This is a genomic window from Amaricoccus sp., assembly GCF_017995835.1.
In the GTDB taxonomy this organism is placed as follows: domain Bacteria; phylum Pseudomonadota; class Alphaproteobacteria; order Rhodobacterales; family Rhodobacteraceae; genus Amaricoccus.
The window spans coordinates 1-14547 of the sequence record NZ_JAGOID010000026.1; the positions used below are offsets into that span (position 1 = coordinate 1).

Annotated in this window: 14 protein-coding genes and 1 tRNA gene; 9 read left to right on the forward strand and 6 right to left on the reverse strand. The window is 68.1% G+C overall.

The features are described from left to right. The coding region (locus KBA23_RS06250; RefSeq protein WP_290738091.1) for an MFS transporter at positions 1-442 on the reverse strand (442 nt) is incomplete at its 3' end. 127 nt (positions 443-569) lie between these two features. Here KBA23_RS06250 and KBA23_RS06255 point away from each other — a divergent pair. Continuing rightward, on the forward strand, positions 570-1523 hold the full coding sequence (locus KBA23_RS06255; protein ID WP_290738094.1) for a cyclase family protein: 954 nt from the start codon (positions 570-572) through the stop codon (positions 1521-1523). Between the two features lie 9 nt (positions 1524-1532). Then, positions 1533-2300, forward strand: a complete 768-nt coding sequence (locus tag KBA23_RS06260) for an SDR family NAD(P)-dependent oxidoreductase (RefSeq protein WP_290738097.1) — start codon at positions 1533-1535, stop codon at positions 2298-2300. Here KBA23_RS06260 and KBA23_RS06265 read toward each other — a convergent pair. Next, positions 2232-2822: a helix-turn-helix domain-containing protein gene (locus KBA23_RS06265; protein WP_290738100.1), complete on the reverse strand. Its 591-nt coding sequence runs from the start codon at positions 2820-2822 to the stop codon at positions 2232-2234. The genes KBA23_RS06260 and KBA23_RS06265 overlap by 69 nt on opposite strands. 232 nt (positions 2823-3054) lie before the next feature. Continuing rightward, positions 3055-3384 (reverse strand): metalloregulator ArsR/SmtB family transcription factor, encoded by a 330-nt coding sequence (locus KBA23_RS06270; RefSeq protein ID WP_290738103.1) that lies wholly within the window; start codon positions 3382-3384, stop codon positions 3055-3057. A gap of 97 nt (positions 3385-3481) precedes the next feature. Here KBA23_RS06270 and KBA23_RS06275 point away from each other — a divergent pair, with 97 nt between their 5' ends. The 3 genes from KBA23_RS06275 to KBA23_RS06285 are packed head-to-tail and all read left to right on the forward strand — an operon-like array spanning position 3482 to position 7831. After that, on the forward strand, positions 3482-3682 hold the full coding sequence (locus tag KBA23_RS06275) for a DUF2892 domain-containing protein (RefSeq protein WP_290738106.1): 201 nt from the start codon (positions 3482-3484) through the stop codon (positions 3680-3682). Between the two features lie 10 nt (positions 3683-3692). Then, positions 3693-4643, forward strand: a complete 951-nt coding sequence (locus tag KBA23_RS06280; RefSeq protein ID WP_290738109.1) for an efflux RND transporter periplasmic adaptor subunit — start codon at positions 3693-3695, stop codon at positions 4641-4643. After that, positions 4640-7831 carry an efflux RND transporter permease subunit gene (locus KBA23_RS06285; RefSeq protein WP_290738112.1) on the forward strand — a complete coding sequence of 1064 codons (3192 nt, stop codon included), beginning with the start codon at positions 4640-4642 and terminating at the stop codon, positions 7829-7831. Before KBA23_RS06280 ends, KBA23_RS06285 begins: the two co-directional genes overlap by 4 nt. A gap of 104 nt (positions 7832-7935) precedes the next feature. Here KBA23_RS06285 and KBA23_RS06290 read toward each other — a convergent pair. Together KBA23_RS06290 and phaZ are read right to left on the reverse strand one after the other, a co-directional pair. Next, positions 7936-8023, reverse strand: a tRNA-Ser gene (locus tag KBA23_RS06290). A 113-nt stretch (positions 8024-8136) separates the two neighbouring features. After that, a complete protein-coding gene (gene phaZ / locus KBA23_RS06295; RefSeq protein ID WP_290738115.1) occupies positions 8137-9354 on the reverse strand; it encodes a polyhydroxyalkanoate depolymerase in 1218 nt (405 codons plus the stop codon). A 107-nt stretch (positions 9355-9461) separates the two neighbouring features. Between phaZ and KBA23_RS06300 the strand changes: the two genes are divergently transcribed. After that, positions 9462-10115, forward strand: a complete 654-nt coding sequence (locus tag KBA23_RS06300) for a glutathione S-transferase (RefSeq protein ID WP_290738118.1) — start codon at positions 9462-9464, stop codon at positions 10113-10115. A gap of 13 nt (positions 10116-10128) precedes the next feature. Here KBA23_RS06300 and KBA23_RS06305 read toward each other — a convergent pair whose 3' ends face one another. Further along, the gene (locus KBA23_RS06305) at positions 10129-11946 is read right to left on the reverse strand and encodes an extracellular solute-binding protein (RefSeq protein WP_290738121.1); all 1818 of its coding nucleotides are present in this window, start codon (positions 11944-11946) and stop codon (positions 10129-10131) included. 428 nt (positions 11947-12374) lie between these two features. Between KBA23_RS06305 and KBA23_RS06310 the strand changes: the two genes are divergently transcribed. The 3 genes from KBA23_RS06310 to KBA23_RS06320 all read left to right on the forward strand — a co-directional run bounded on the left by KBA23_RS06310 (position 12375) and on the right by KBA23_RS06320 (position 14497). Next, complete coding sequence (locus tag KBA23_RS06310; RefSeq protein WP_290738124.1) at positions 12375-12578, forward strand: hypothetical protein; 204 nt, start codon at positions 12375-12377, stop codon at positions 12576-12578. An 81-nt stretch (positions 12579-12659) separates the two neighbouring features. After that, positions 12660-13445, forward strand: coding sequence for a 3-hydroxybutyrate dehydrogenase (locus tag KBA23_RS06315; protein ID WP_290738127.1), 786 nt, complete (start codon positions 12660-12662; stop codon positions 13443-13445). Continuing rightward, entirely contained in the window at positions 13442-14497 is a 1056-nt protein-coding gene (locus KBA23_RS06320; RefSeq protein WP_290738130.1) for a patatin-like phospholipase family protein, read from the forward strand. The genes KBA23_RS06315 and KBA23_RS06320 overlap by 4 nt, the downstream gene beginning before the upstream one ends. Positions 14498-14547 lie beyond the last annotated feature (50 nt).

Consider the following 14547-nt stretch of genomic DNA (forward strand, 5'->3'; position numbering starts at 1 on the left):
TGATCCTGCCGCGCTTGCGCGTGGGCATGAACTCCTGGATCAGCGGCACGTCCACGCAGTAGAGCCCGCCCCCGCCGAAGCCGATCACGAAACGAAAGACGGTCAGCCAGATCCAGCCGACCGCGGGCGAATCGGGCGTGAAGATCAACGCCGCCATGCCGGCGGTAAAGACGATGATCGTCGCCATGAAGACCTTGCGTCGCCCGATCCGGTCAGCCATGCGACCGAACCATGCCGCCCCGATCATCGCCCCCACGCCCGAGGACAGAAGGATGATCGAGGATTGACCGAAGCTGAGCCCCCAGGGCTTGGCCACGAACGTCAGGATGAATCCGATCAGGAAGTAGTCCAGAAACTCCAGCACGATGGCAAAGGTGCCGGCCATGACCAGAAGCTTCTGATTTCGTGTAAGATTGGCCTCGTTGTCAAGCAATTCAAACATGTTTCTCCCCCAGGCCCGGTTTCTTGACCGAGATGTAGTTTCAAGAACTAGCCCGCAGGGTTACCTGCGGGCTGCATTCTCTATTTGCTGGGACTATTCCGCCGCCGTCAATCAACCGGAGGAAACCATGGCTCTGAACCGTCAGGCGATCTACGACGCTGCAAAGAAGGTCTCGAACTGGGGCCGCTGGGGGTCGGATGACCAGATCGGCACGCTGAACAACATCGAACCCGCGGATATTGTCGCGGCGGCCGGGTTGGTGCGAAAGGGCAAGACCTTCGGGCTTGGCCTGTCGCTGAAGGAGCCGATCCAGTCGGGCCTGTTCGGCGGGCGCTGGAACCCGATCCACACCATGCTGGCCACCGGCACCGATGCGGCCGCGGGCAACCAGGACGGCGACGGCAAGGCCTATCTCCGTTATGCCGACGATGCGATCAACATGCCTTGTCAGGCCTCGACCCAATGGGACGGGCTGTGCCACATCTTCCTCGATGACAAGATGTACAACGGATACGACGCCAAGCTCGTCGACGTGAGGGGCGCGCAGAAGCTCGGGATCGAGCACTACCGCGACAAGATGATCGGCCGCGGCGTGCTTCTGGACATCGCGCGCTGGAAGGGCGTCGACTCGCTCGACGACGGTTACGCGATCACGCCCGCGGATCTGAACGCCTGCGCCGCCGCGCAGGGCGTCGAGGTTCGCAAGGGCGATTTCGTCCTGGTTCGCACCGGCCATCAGGAACGCTGCCTCGCCGCGGGCAGTTGGGACGGCTACGCCGGCGGCGACGCCCCGGGCATGGCCTTCGAGACCTGCTTCTGGCTGCGCGACAAGGATGTCGCCGGCATCTGCACCGACACCTGGGGCTGCGAGGTTCGCCCGAACCAGACCGACGAGGCCAACCAGCCCTGGCACTGGGTGGTGATCCCCGCCATGGGCATCGCCATGGGCGAGATCTTCTACCTGAAGGAGCTGGCCGAGGATTGCGCGGCGGACAAGGTCTACGAGTTCTTCTTCATTGCCCCCCCGCTGCATCTGCCCGGCGGCGCCGGATCGCCGATCAATCCGCAGGCTATCAAGTGACGGCTGGTCATGTCGGGTTTTGATATCCAGCAGAAGCTTTCGCTTGCCGGTCGCCGCGCCCTGGTGACCGGCGGCGGGCGCGGCCTCGGCCGCTCTATCGCCGAGGGGCTGGCAGCGATGGGGGCGGAGGTCACGCTCTGCGCCCGCACCGAAAGCGAGATCGCCGAGGGCGCCGCCGAAATCCGGGCGAGAGGCTTCAAGGCCACGCATCTCGTGGCGGATGTCACGGACGTGGCGGGCTTCGCCGCCATCATCGCTGATCTGCCGGCCTTCGACATCTTCGTGAACAATGCCGGGACCAACCGTCCGAAGCCGCTCTCGGACGTGACCGAGCAGGACTACGATGCAGTCTTGGGGCTCAATTTGCGCGCGGCGGTCTTTGCCGCCAAGGCGGTCAGCGGGGCGATGATGAAGGCGGGGATCGCCGGGTCGATCATCAACATGTCCTCGCAGATGGGGCACGTAGGGGCCGCGAACCGCACGATCTACTGCGCGTCGAAATGGGCGCTGGAGGGCTTCACCAAATCGCTTGCGGTCGAGCTCGGACCCAAAGGGATCCGTGTGAATACCGTCGGGCCGACATTCATCGAGACCCCGATGACCGCGCCCTTCCTGGAAGACCCCGCAGCGCGGCAAGCGATCGTGTCGAAGATCAAGCTCGGCCGTCTGGGAACGCCGGGCGACGTGGTGGGGGCGGTGGTCTTCCTGTCATCCGACGCAGCGGCTCTGGTTACCGGCAGCGCCGTGATCGTCGATGGCGGGTGGAGCGCCGACTAGTCTTGCTGCGTCATGAATTGCGAATGTGACGCGGCGCGTCCATCGCTCGTGCGCAGCAGGGACATCGTTGCAGGCGACTGGCCAAAGCCATGGCCAGCCGCCGCCGGATCGTGGGGGTCGAGGTCGGCACGTGCCGCTCGAGCCGGATCGGCGGCGCCGCGGGGTCGGTGACGCGCGGGAAGGCCAGCGCTTGGCGGCCGCTGCACGCTGGTGTGGCTGATGCCAGCGGCGCGGGCCATCACGCTTGATCACCGCAGCCGACAGCGGCTTGCGGCCAAGGCGGCTGGCGTCGCGCGGCAAGCCTTCGATGCCCTGCGCCAGATAGCGCTCCTGCCAGGGGCCGACCGTGCGCTTGCTCTTGCCCAGCGCGCGCACGATCGCCATCGTCCCGGCGCCGGCCGCCGACATCAGCACGATACGCGCTCGCTGCACCAGCTTCTGCGGCGTGGTGCGGTCCGCCACCCAACCGTCCAGCGTCGCCCGATCCGCAGGAGACAACCAGATGCAAGCCTGTTTCTGCATCCCCGGGGAATCGCATCTACCGCTCCCGTTGGGAATCCTTTGCTAGAGACGGAACACCAGCTGCACCACGTCCCGGGACACGATCCCACGCAGCGCCGCCGGAAAGGCTCCCGTTGGCGCCTGACGCAAGTACACTTCGTCGACCCGCCCGGCATCGAACGTCCGGCCGCCGCCCGCGCCGGCTGCTCCGACCAGTGGCGGGTCGCGCATCGATGATGGCCCGAAACGGCGGTCAGGAGCCGGAACCACCTTCGGGCGCCGCGCAGTAGATCCCGTAGAGGGCTTCCAGCAGACGCCCGACGCGCGGATCCCTGATGCGGTAGTGGAGAACCTGCGCCTCGCGACGGGTCGCGACGAGATCGTCGGCGCGCAGCTTGGCGAGGTGCTGCGACAGGGCGGACTGGCTCAGTCCAACCGCCTCGGCGAGTGCGCCCACGGACATCTCGCCCGCCATCGCCAGCCGGCAGAGCACGAGCAGCCGCTTCTCGTTGCCGAGCAGCCGCAGCGTGCTGCTGACTTCGGCAACCTTGCCTTGCATTTCCGCGATGTCGGCGTCGAGCATGGTTCCTTTCCATCAGGTGTTGCTAATGTAGCAATTTCTCATATATATGTCAAGCGCCGGTGCGCCGGCGCATCCTTCAGACGCGGGAGAAAGACATATGACCCTCGATCGTTCCGTCCTCGCCTTCGCCGGCTTCATGGTGCTCGTCTCGGTCGCCCTGACCGCCTGGGTGTCGCCATGGTTCGCCTGGCTCACCGTCTTCGTCGGCCTGAACCTGCTGCAATCGGCCTTCACCGGATTCTGCCTCGCGGCGGTCGTCTTCCGCAAGCTCGGCCTGAGGCCGGGCAGCGCCTTCTGAGGCCGTGCCGGTGCGCGTCCTGCTCCTTGCCGCGGGCCTGCTCGCCGCCGGTTCCGTATCGGCGGAAACCCTCGTGCTCGCGTCCGAAACGATCACCGAGTGGAAGCCGGTCTTCGGCACGGTGGAGCCGCGGAGCGAGGCGCCGGCCCGCGCGCGCATCGGCGGCGTCATCGACGCGCTCCTCGTCACCGAGGGTGACGTGGTGGCTGCCGGCCAACTCGTCGCCACCGTCCGCGATGAGAAGCTCGGTTTCCAGATCGCCGCCTTCGACGCGGAGATCGCCGCGCTCGAGGCACAGCTCGTCACCGCCGAGACCGAGCTCGGCCGCGGCCAGACCTTGGTCCAGCGCGGGGTGGTGACGGCGCAGCAGGTCGACCAGCTGCGCACAACGGTCGACGTCACTCGCGGCCAGCTCGCGGCCGCCGAGGCGGGGCGCGCCGTGGTCGCGCAGCAGTCGGCCGAGGGCGAGGTGCTCGCACCCGAGGCCGGCCGGGTGCTGAGCGTCCCGGTCACGCGCGGCGCCGTCATCCTCGCCGGCGAGCCGGTGGCGAGCATCGCCTCGGGCGGGCTCTACCTGAGGCTCGCGGTCCCGGAGCGGCACGCGGCGGCGCTCAGGCAGGGTGACCGCATCCGCATTGGCGCGGCCGGCGCCGCGACCGAGGGGCGGCTCGTCAAGGTCTATCCCGAGATCGTCGGCGGGCGGGTGACGGCCGATGTCGAGGTCGCGGACCTTCCCGCCGCCTTCGTCAAGGCCCGGATTCCGGTCGAGCTGCCGGTCGGCGAGCGGCAGGCGCTGCTGGCGCCCGCAGCCGCCGTCGTCACCCGTTCGGGAATCGATTTCGTAACCGTCGTCGAAGGCGGCAAGGAGGTCGAGCGCGCCGTCATTCCGGGCGAAGCTGTCGGCGACCGCATCGAGATCCTGACCGGCCTTGCTGCCGGCGACACGCTGGTCGTGCCATGACGGACGAGACACGGCTCGGCATCGCCGGGCAGCTGACGCGGGCGACGATCGCCTCGCCGCTGACGCCGCTCTTCCTGATCGCCGCCCTCGTCTTCGGCGTCCTCGCGCTCGTCTCGCTGCCGCGCGAGGAGGAGCCGCAGATCTCGGTGCCGATGGTCGATGTCATCGTGCGCGCCGACGGTCTGCGCGCCGAGGACGCGGTGAAGCTGGTGACCGAGCCGCTCGAGACCATCGTCAAGGGCATCAGCGGCGTCGAGCACGTCTATTCGCAGACCGCCGACGACCGGGCGATGGTGACGGCGCGCTTCGAGGTCGGCACGCCCTCCGACGCGGCGATCCTCCGCGTGCACGAGAAGGTGCGCGCGAACTACGACCGCATGCCCATAGGCATCCCCGAGCCGCTGATCGTCGGTCGCGGCATCGACGACGTGGCGATCCTCGCCCTGACGCTCGCGCCATCGCCGGCCGCCGCCGGCCGGATCACCGCGAACGATCTCACCCGGATTGCGCGGGAGCTGCGCGCCGAAGTTGCGAAGGTCGAGAACGTCGGCCTCACATACCTCGTCGGCGAGACCGGCGAGATACTGAGGATCGCGCCCGACCCCGCGCGGCTGGCGCTCCATGGCGTCACCCTGCAACAGCTCGGGGCCAAGGTCGAGGGCGCCAACCGCGCCTTTCCCGCCGGGCAGGTGCGCGACGGCGGCGAAGCGATCGGCCTGCTCGCCGGCGAGACCCTCCGCACCCCGGACGAGATCGGCAACCTGCTGCTGACCGCGCGCGACGGCCGCCCGGTCTATGTCCGCGACGTCGCCGAGGTCGGCTTCACCACCGAGAGCGGCACGCATCTCGTCTCCTCGGTCGCGCCGGGAGTGATGCGGGCGCCGGCGGTGACCCTCGCGGTCGCCAAGCGCGCCGGCGCCAACGCGGTGACGGTGGCCGACGCCATCCTGCACCGGGTAAGCGCGCTCGAAGGAACGCTGATCCCGGCCGATATCACCGTCGAGATCACCCGCAACTACGGCGAAACCGCGAACGAGAAGGCGAACGAGCTTCTCTACCACCTCGGCCTTGCCACCGTCTCGATCATCGGTCTCGTGGTCATCGCCATCGGCTGGCGCGAGGGCGTCGTCATCGCGGTGGTGATCCCGGTGACGATCCTGCTCACGCTCTTCGCCTCGTGGCTGATGGGCTACACGCTGAACCGCGTCTCGCTCTTCGCGTTGATCTTCTCGATCGGCATTCTGGTCGACGACGCCATCGTGGTGATCGAGAACATCGCCCGCCACCGGAGCATGGGCGACGGCCGCCCGCGCCGGCAGGCCGCCATCGAGGCAGTGGCCGAGGTCGGCAACCCGACCATCGTCGCGACGCTGACCGTGGTGGCGGCGCTGCTGCCGATGCTGTTCGTCTCCGGCATGATGGGCCCCTACATGAGCCCGATCCCGGTCAACGCCTCGGCGGCGATGATCTTCTCGTTCTTCGTCGCGGTGACGGTCACGCCCTGGCTGATGCTGCGCATCGCGGGCCGCACCCCCGCCGCGCATGGCAAGGGGCACGCAGCCGACGGCGGCGCGCTCGGGCGGGCCTATGTCGCGGTCGCCCGGCCGCTGCTCGCTGGCAAGGTGCGGGCCTGGGCGTTCCTCCTCGCGGTCGGCGTCCTGACGCTCGGCTCGCTGTCGCTCTTCTACACCCGCGACGTCACCGTGAAGCTCCTGCCCTTCGACAACAAGTCGGAGTTGCAGGTTGTGATCGACCTGCCCGAGGGCGCGTCGGTCGAGGCGACCGACGCCGTGGCGCAGGCGGTAGCGCGCACGGTGCTCGGGCTCCCCGAGGTCCGCTCGGCGCAGGTCCACGCCGGGACCGCGGCACCCTTCAACTTCAGCGGCCTCGTGCGCCACGCCTATCTGCGGACTGCGCCCGAGCAGGGCGAGGTCGCGATCAACCTCGTGCCCAAGCACGCGCGCGACCGCGCGAGCCATGCCATCGCCCTCGACATCCGCGAGCGGATCGCCGCCCTCGACGTGCCGCCCGGCACCGTGCTCAAGGTGATGGAGCCGCCCCCCGGACCGCCGGTGCTGGCGACGCTGCTCGCCGAGATCTACGGCCCCGACCCCGAGACCCGGCGCGCGGTCGCCGGGAAGGTCGAGGCCGCCTTCCGCTCGGTTCCCTTCGTGGTCGACGTCGACAATTCGTACGGCCAGCCCGCCCGACGGCTGCGCGCGACGATCTCGACCGACGACGCGGACTTCTACCGGGTGCAGGAGTCCGACGTCTTCGACACGCTCGCCATCCTCGGCGGCGGCAAGACCGTCGGCTATTCGCACCGCGGCGGCGGGCGCCAGCCGATCCCGATCCGCATCGAGCGCCCCGCCGGCCAGAAGACCCTCGACGAGCGGGCGCTGACCACGCCGATCCCGGCCAACGTGCTGCCCGGCGACCGCGGTGTGGTCGAGCTCGGCGACGTGGTGCGGGTCGCGGACGAACGCGCCTCCTGGCCGGTCTTCCGCCACAACGGCCGGGCGGCCGAGATGGTGACGGCCGAGCTCGCCGGCGACTTCGAGGCGCCGCTTTATGGCATGATCGCCGTGCAGGACGCGCTCGATGCCCAGGACTGGACCGGGTTGCCGAAGCCCGCGATCAGGCTGCACGGCCAGCCCGAGGACGAGAGCACGCCCACGCTGCTCTGGGACGGCGAGTGGGAGGTGACATGGGTCACCTTCCGCGACATGGGGGCGGCCTTCATGGTGGCGCTCCTCGGCATCTATATCCTCGTCGTCGCCCAGTTCGGCTCGTTCAAGGTACCATTGGTGATCCTGACGCCGATCCCCTTGACCTTCATCGGCATTCTCGGCGGCCACTGGCTGTTCGGCGCACCCTTCACCGCCACCTCGATGATCGGCTTCATCGCGCTCGCCGGCATCATCGTGCGCAACTCGATCCTGCTCGTCGACTTCATCCGCCACGGCGCGAGCCCCGACCAGCCGCTGACCGAGACCCTGCTCCGGGCCGGCGCGATCCGCTTCAAGCCGATCCTGCTCACCGCGCTCGCGGCGATGATCGGCGCCGCGGTGATCCTGACCGACCCGATCTTCCAGGGCCTCGCGATTTCGCTGCTGTTCGGCCTCGTGTCATCGACCCTGCTGACGGTGCTGGTGATCCCGGCGATCTACCGGGTGCTCCGCACTTGAGCCTGGTTGCTTGCCGTGACAGGCGCGAGGAAACCATGCCGCTCGCCATCAAGAACCCGGCGCGGACGGAGACTTCCGCGCTTTCGCCGCGGCGGGTCGATGAATGGCGGAGGCGGTCCGATTCGAACGGACGGAACCTTGCGGTTCGGCGCTTTTCAAGAGCGCTGGTTTAGACCGCTCACCCACGCCTCCGTGCCTTCCAAACGCGCCGCGCGCCACGCCTCTGCCGGACGGCTCCCTCCACCATGCCTCCGGCGAGGCCAGTCGTAACCGCTTCCACCCGTCCGCGCCAGATCGGCGCGGGATCACTCCATGGAGAGGATCACGTTGCGCACGACCGGATAGATCTCCTGCTCCCAGCGCCGGCCGGAGAACACGCCATAGTGCCCGACATTGGCCTGCAGGTGGTGGCGGCGCAGGTGCGGACGCAGCGAGGCGCAGAGTTCGTGCGCCGCGGCGGTCTGGCCGAGCGCGCAGATGTCGTCGCGGCCGCCTTCGACGGTCAGCAGCGCGGTCTTGCGAATCGCTGCGGTGTCGACCTTGCGGCCGCGATACATGAAAGCGCCGCTGGCGAGGTCGGCGCGCTGGAACACCCGGTCGATGGTCTCCAGGTAGAACTCCTCGGTCAGGTCGAGCACGGCGAAGTACTCGTCGTAGAAGTCCTTGATCCCCGCCGCTTTGTCCTCCTCGCCGTTGGCGAGGTGGCGATAGAGCTTCTGGTGGGCGCTGCGGTGGCGCTCCATGTTCATCGACATGAAGGCGGCAAGCTGCACGAAGCCCGGGTAGACGCGCCGGCCCCTGCCCTTGTAGCGGAAGGGCACGCGGGCGATCACGTTGGAGCGGAACCAGTCGAGGGTCTTCTCGTTGGCGAGGTCGTTGACCGAGGTCGGACTCTCGCGCGTGTCGATCGGACCCGCCATCAGCGTCATGGAGCGGGGCGTCGCCGGGTGATTCTCCGCCGACATGACCGCGACGGCGGCGAGCGTCTGCACGCAGGGCTGGCAGACCGCAAGAACGTGCGCCCCCTCCCCCATCACCTCGAGAAAGCGAATCACGTAGTCGATGTAGTCGTCGACCCCGAAGGATCCGGCCGAGGCCGGCACGTCGCGGGCGTTGGCCCAGTCGGTGATGTAGACGTCGTGGTCGCGCAGGAGCGTCGCCACGGTGTTGCGCAGGAGCGTCGCGAAATGCCCGGACAGCGGTGCGATGACCAGCACCTTCGGCTGCGCCGTTTCCACGTCCGGCTTGCGGAAATGCAGCAGGCCGCCGAAGGGCAGCGCGAGGTCGACCTCCTCGACCACATCGACTTCCGCGTTTCCGCTCAACACCTTGCGGATGCCGAAATCGGGCCGGACATGGGTGAGCTGCACGCGGCTCACCAGCTCCCAGAAGGCGCTCGCCTCCCGCGCCGCCCGGGAGCCGACCCGCGTCAGCGTCGGCATGCGCGGGATTCCGACGGCGCGCGCGAAGCGGCGCCACGGCGTGAGGATGTCGTCGTGGAGCTGGTAGGTCTCGTAGAGCATCGGGGCTGGGGTCCTCCGCCTGCGGGTGCGAAATAAACTATGCAAACCCTTGTGCGGCGCCGCAAGATTGTTTGTGCAACGCAACCGAGAAAGAGGTCGCCACCGCGATGCCGCGCGCCACCCTGACCATCTCCTCCAAGAACTACTCCTCCTGGTCGCTCCGCGGCTGGCTGCTCTGCCGCATGGCGGGGCTCGACTTCGCCGAGCGGCCCGTCGACACCAGCGACCCGCGCCAGCGCCAGGAGCTGCTGCTGCTGTCGCCCTCGGTGCTGGTTCCGCGGCTCTCGCATGCCGGCGTCGAGGTCTGGGACACGCTGGCGATCGCGGAGTACCTCAACGAGGCTTTTCCCGACGCCGGGCTCTGGCCTGCCGACCGGGGCATGCGGGCCCACGCCCGGGCCATCGCCGGAGAGATGCATTCGGGGTTCTACAACCTGCGCTCGGCGCTGCCGATGAACCTGCGGGCGCGACACCAGACCTTCAAGGTCTTCTCCGGGGCTCGGCCCGACATCGAGCGGATCCGTGCGATCTGGGCGGAATGCCTGGAGCGCTACGGCGGCCCGTTCCTGTTCGGTCGGCCCACGGCAGCGGACGCGATGTATGCGCCGGTCTGCACGCGATTCCGCACCTATTCGGTGGAGCTTTCCCCGCTTCTCACAGGATATTGCGAGGCGATCTTTGACTGGCCGCTCATGCAGGAATGGACCGGGGACGCTCGCTCCGAGCCGGACGCGATCGTCGAGCTGGAGGTGGAGTTCTGAGTCGCCCGCGCCCTCATTCCCGCCACCACCAGACATCGGGCATCCAGCCGGTCCAGTCGCCGTAGACCGGCAACGTCTCCGGGAATTCCATCTGGCTGACATGGGCGATCCGGCTGATGTCGGAGAACCAGAACGGAATCACGTAGCGTCCCGTGGTCAGCACCCGGTCGAGGGCCTGGGTCGCGGCGACAAACTCGGCCTCGTCGCGGGTGGCGAGGAGGCCGGCGATCATGGCTTCGGCCGCGGGACTGGCGATGCCCGGATAGTTGCGCGTTCCCGGCGTCGTCACGCCCGCAGAGCCGAAATAGAGCGTCTGCTCGTTGCCGGGGCTCAGGCTCATCGCCCAGCCGCCGACGATCATGTCGTAGTCGTAGGCGTTGCGCCGTTCGGTGAACTGCGCCTGGTCGACGACCTTGACGCTCGCCTGCGCGCCGAGCTGGCGCAGGGCGTCGACATAGAGGTTGGCGATCGCCTCGACATTGCCCGAGGAGAGCGTCGGCTGGCCGGCCTGCACCAGGATCTCGAACGTGAAGGGATTGCCCCCGGCGTCGCGCAGCACCCCGCCCTCGGACTTCCAGCCGGCCTCCTCCAACAGCCGCGTCGCCGCGCGCATGTTGGCGCGATTGCGCTGGTTGCCGTCCGAGGCGGGCAGCGCATAGGCGTCGAGCGCGTCCGGCGGCAGGTCGGCCGCGAAGGGTTCGAGCAGCGCCCGCACCCGCCCCTCGGCCGGCCCCTGCCCCATCGCCAGCCGGGAGTTGGCGAAGTAGCTCGCCCGCCGCGGGAAGGCCCCGTCGTTCAGCGTCGCATTGACGAATTCGAAGTTGAACGCGTGGAGCAGCGCGTCGCGCACCCGCCAGTCCTGAAAGATCGGCCGGCGGGTGTTGAAGACGAATCCCTCCATGCCGGAGGGCCGGCCGTGCGGGATCTCGGACTTCACCACCCGGCCGGAGGTGACGGCCGGAAAGTCGTAGCCTGTCGCCCAGCGTTTCGGGTCAAGCTCGCGATAGGCCGACAGTTCGCCCGCGGTGAACGCCTGGAACAGCACGCCAGCGTCGATGAAGTACTCGTAGCGCACCCGGTCGAAGTTGTGCACGCCGCGGTTGAGCGGCAGATCCTTGCCCCAATAGTCGGGATCCCGATCGAAGTTCACGTAGCGGCCGGGCTCGAACTCCCCGATCACGTACGGCCCCGACCCGATCGGCCGACGCAAGGTCGATTCGGCGAAGTCGACGCTGCCCCAGTCCGCCTTCTTGAGAATCGGCCGCAGCCCGATGATCAGCGGCAGCTCGGCGTCAGCGGCGTTGAAGACGAAGCGGACCGACCGCTCGCCGGTCTGCTCGACACTTGCGACCTTTGTCCAGGCGTTTGCGTATCTTGGCAGGCCTTTCTCCGTCAACGTCTGCATCGACCAGATCACGTCCTCCACCGTGACCGAGCTGCCATCGGAGAACTTCGCCTCCGGGCGCAGGGTGAATTCGACCCACTCGCGATTCGGACCGGTCTCGATCGATTCGGCCAGAAGGCCGTAGAGCGTGAAGGGCTCGTCCCAGTTTCGCCCCATAAGCGTCTCGAGAACCATCGTCTGCACCGGCCACGGCGCACGCCCCTTCAGGATGAAGGGGTTGAGGCTGTCGAAGCCGCCGGTCTCGCCGAGCCGCACCGTGCCGCCCTTGGGGGCGTCAGGATTCGCATAGGGGAGCGCCACAAAATCCGGTGGGAGCGCCGGTTCGCCGTACATAGCTATCGCGTGCTGCGGCTGGGCGAGCGTCGTCGTGGGCGCGAGAAGCGCGGCGCAGACGGCGATCCGCGCCGCCCGGAGCAGGCGTGTCATATGCGTCACATCCCGGATTCCGATTAACCTGGCCCAGCTTTATCCGCGGCTTCCGGGGCCCGCAGCAAGATTTTTGGCTTGGCGGTAGGCCGTTGATTTCGTATAAGAGGATCACTGCTCGATAGGTTTCTTGCCTGTATGAAACCTGCCTCAACGACTTGACGCCCTCCTTGCGAGGGCGTCTTTTTTGTCTGCGTCGTGATTCGGGCGCGAGCGCGCGCATTTGCAGCACTCGACTCGCTCGACCTGTCCCGCCGCCCGGGTGGAACGGCATGATGACCGGACTCCCGATCGCCGCCGGTCCTGCGACCGGCATGCATGAGGACCGGGATTCCTCCATGGCATCGGCCAATTTCGGCCCTTGATCGGCGCTTCTTCGGGACCGGCGGGTCGCCGCGGCGCAAGCTCGGGCGAAAGGAGAGACGCCCGTGCTCGAACTCGTTATCGTCGCCTGCCTCTCCGCCGGCGCCTGCCGGGACTTCCCGCAGCTCTACGACCCGCGCGACGTGTCGCTGATGATGTGCGTCGCCGGCGGCCAGATCGAGGTCGCTCGCTGGGCCGGCGAACACCCTGGCTGGGAGGTACGACGCTGGCGTTGCGGCTATGTCGCCGCCGGCAGCGCGGAGATTTGACCCTGATTTGACCCTTGGCCCGGTTGCCTTCGCAACCGCAGCGACTATGTTGCCGCACGGCAACAACTGGCGGAGGACGCGATGTCGCTGAAGGGCAAGGTGGCGGTCGTCACCGGATCGAACTCGGGCATCGGTCTCGGCATCGCCGAGGCGCTGGCGAAGGAGGGCGTCAACGTCGCCATCAACTCCTTCACCGACCGGCCGGAAGACCATGCGCTCGCCCAGAGGATCGCAGACGAGCACGGAGTGAAGGCGGCCTACATCGCCGCCGACATGGCGAGCGGCGAAGCCTGCCGCGCCCTGATCGCCACGGCGAAGGAGAAGCTCGGCTCGGTCGACATCCTCGTCCCCAACGCCGGCATCCAGCACGTCGCGCCGATCGACAAGTTCGAGCCCGCTATGTGGGACCGGCTCCAGGCGATCATCCTCGGCTCGACCTTCCACACCACCGCCGCGGCGCTGCCGATCATGCGCGAGCGCGGCTGGGGCCGCATCGTCGTCATCGCCTCGGCGCACGGGCTGACCGCCTCGCCGTTCAAGTCGGCCTATGTCGCGGCAAAGCACGGCCAGGTTGGCTTCGTGAAGGTCTGCGCGCTGGAGACGGCGCAGGAGCCGATCACCTGCAACGCGATCTGCCCCGGCTACGTGCTGACGCCGCTGGTCGAGGCGCAGATCCCCGACACGATGAAGCAGTACAACATGGACCGCGAGACGGTGATCCGCGAGGTCCTGCTCCAGCGCCAGCCGTCCAAGCAGTTCGCCACCGTCGAGCAGCTCGGCGGCGTCGTCACCTTCCTCTGCTCGCCCGCGGCCGAGCAGATCACCGGCACGACCATTTCCGTCGACGGCGGGTGGACCGCGCTGTGAGGCGTGATCGCAAGGTCGTCAACCTCGCGCTCCAGGGCGGCGGTGCCCACGGCGCCTTCACCTGGGGCGCGCTCGACCGGTTGCTCGAGGAGGAGACGGTCGAGATCGAGGGAATCACCGCCACCTCGGCCGGGGCGATGAACGCGGCGGCGCTCAAGTCCGGCTATGTCGCCGGCGGACGCGAGGAGGCGCGGCGCAGCCTCGACCGGTTCTGGCTGAAGGTCGCAGGCCTCGACGGCTTCATGCCGGCAGAGGTGCTCGACTGGCTGCGGGCCTTCTCGCCTTCGCCGGCGGTGACGGCGCGGATCCTCGAACTCAGCCCCGTCGCGATGGCGGCGGAGGCGGTGACGCGGGTGCTGTCGCCCTACCAGTTCAACCCGACGAACTATCACCCGATGCGTTCGATCGTGACCGACATGATGGATTTCGACTCGATCGGCCGCGACGCCTGGCCGAAGCTCTTCATCTGCGCGACGAACGTGCGCAGCGGCAAGATCAAGGTCTTTCAGGGCGAGGAGATCGGGCCGGACGCGATCCTCGCCTCCGCCTGCCTGCCGACCCTCTACCAGGCGATCCAGATCCCCGACGCCGCGACCGGCGTCCTGGAGGCATATTGGGATGGCGGCTACATGGGCAATCCCGCGCTCTTCCCGCTCTTCTACGGCACCGGCGCGAACGACGTCATCATCGTCCACATCAACCCGATCCGCCGCGAGGAGGTTCCCGATACCGCGACGGAAATCCTCAACCGCATCAACGAGATCAGCTTCAATTCTTCGCTGCTGCAAGAGCTTCGGGCCATCGACTTCGTCCACCGTCTCATCGAGGCGGGCAAGATCGAGCCCGGCGCGATGAAGGACGTCCGCATCCATTCCGTCAGCGACGACGAACTGATGCGCCAGCTCGGCGTGGCGACGAAGCTCACCCCCAACCGCGGGCTGCTGCTCCAGCTGAAGGAGGCGGGCCGCGCCGCCATGGACCGGTGCCTGCACGAGCACTGGACCGCCATCGGGACCGCGAGCTCGCTCAATCTCCGCGCCGTCTTCAACTGAAACCAGCGGCCCTCGACCCCGACAAGACGGCGCGAAAGCCACCTGCCCGG

What these genes read in the sequence shown, in the direction of transcription:
- KBA23_RS06255 (WP_290738094.1), top strand. Translation starts at nt 570, where the DNA reads ATGGCTCTGAACCGTCAGGCGATCTACGACGCTGCAAAGAAGGTCTCG.
- KBA23_RS06305 (WP_290738121.1), bottom strand. Translation starts at nt 11,946, where the DNA reads ATGACACGCCTGCTCCGGGCGGCGCGGATCGCCGTCTGCGCCGCGCTT.
- KBA23_RS06265 (WP_290738100.1), bottom strand. Translation starts at nt 2,822, where the DNA reads ATGCAGAAACAGGCTTGCATCTGGTTGTCTCCTGCGGATCGGGCGACG.
- KBA23_RS06260 (WP_290738097.1), top strand. Translation starts at nt 1,533, where the DNA reads ATGTCGGGTTTTGATATCCAGCAGAAGCTTTCGCTTGCCGGTCGCCGC.
- KBA23_RS06285 (WP_290738112.1), top strand. Translation starts at nt 4,640, where the DNA reads ATGACGGACGAGACACGGCTCGGCATCGCCGGGCAGCTGACGCGGGCG.
- KBA23_RS06315 (WP_290738127.1), top strand. Translation starts at nt 12,660, where the DNA reads ATGTCGCTGAAGGGCAAGGTGGCGGTCGTCACCGGATCGAACTCGGGC.
- KBA23_RS06275 (WP_290738106.1), top strand. Translation starts at nt 3,482, where the DNA reads ATGACCCTCGATCGTTCCGTCCTCGCCTTCGCCGGCTTCATGGTGCTC.
- phaZ (WP_290738115.1), bottom strand. Translation starts at nt 9,354, where the DNA reads ATGCTCTACGAGACCTACCAGCTCCACGACGACATCCTCACGCCGTGG.
- KBA23_RS06270 (WP_290738103.1), bottom strand. Translation starts at nt 3,384, where the DNA reads ATGCTCGACGCCGACATCGCGGAAATGCAAGGCAAGGTTGCCGAAGTC.
- KBA23_RS06300 (WP_290738118.1), top strand. Translation starts at nt 9,462, where the DNA reads ATGCCGCGCGCCACCCTGACCATCTCCTCCAAGAACTACTCCTCCTGG.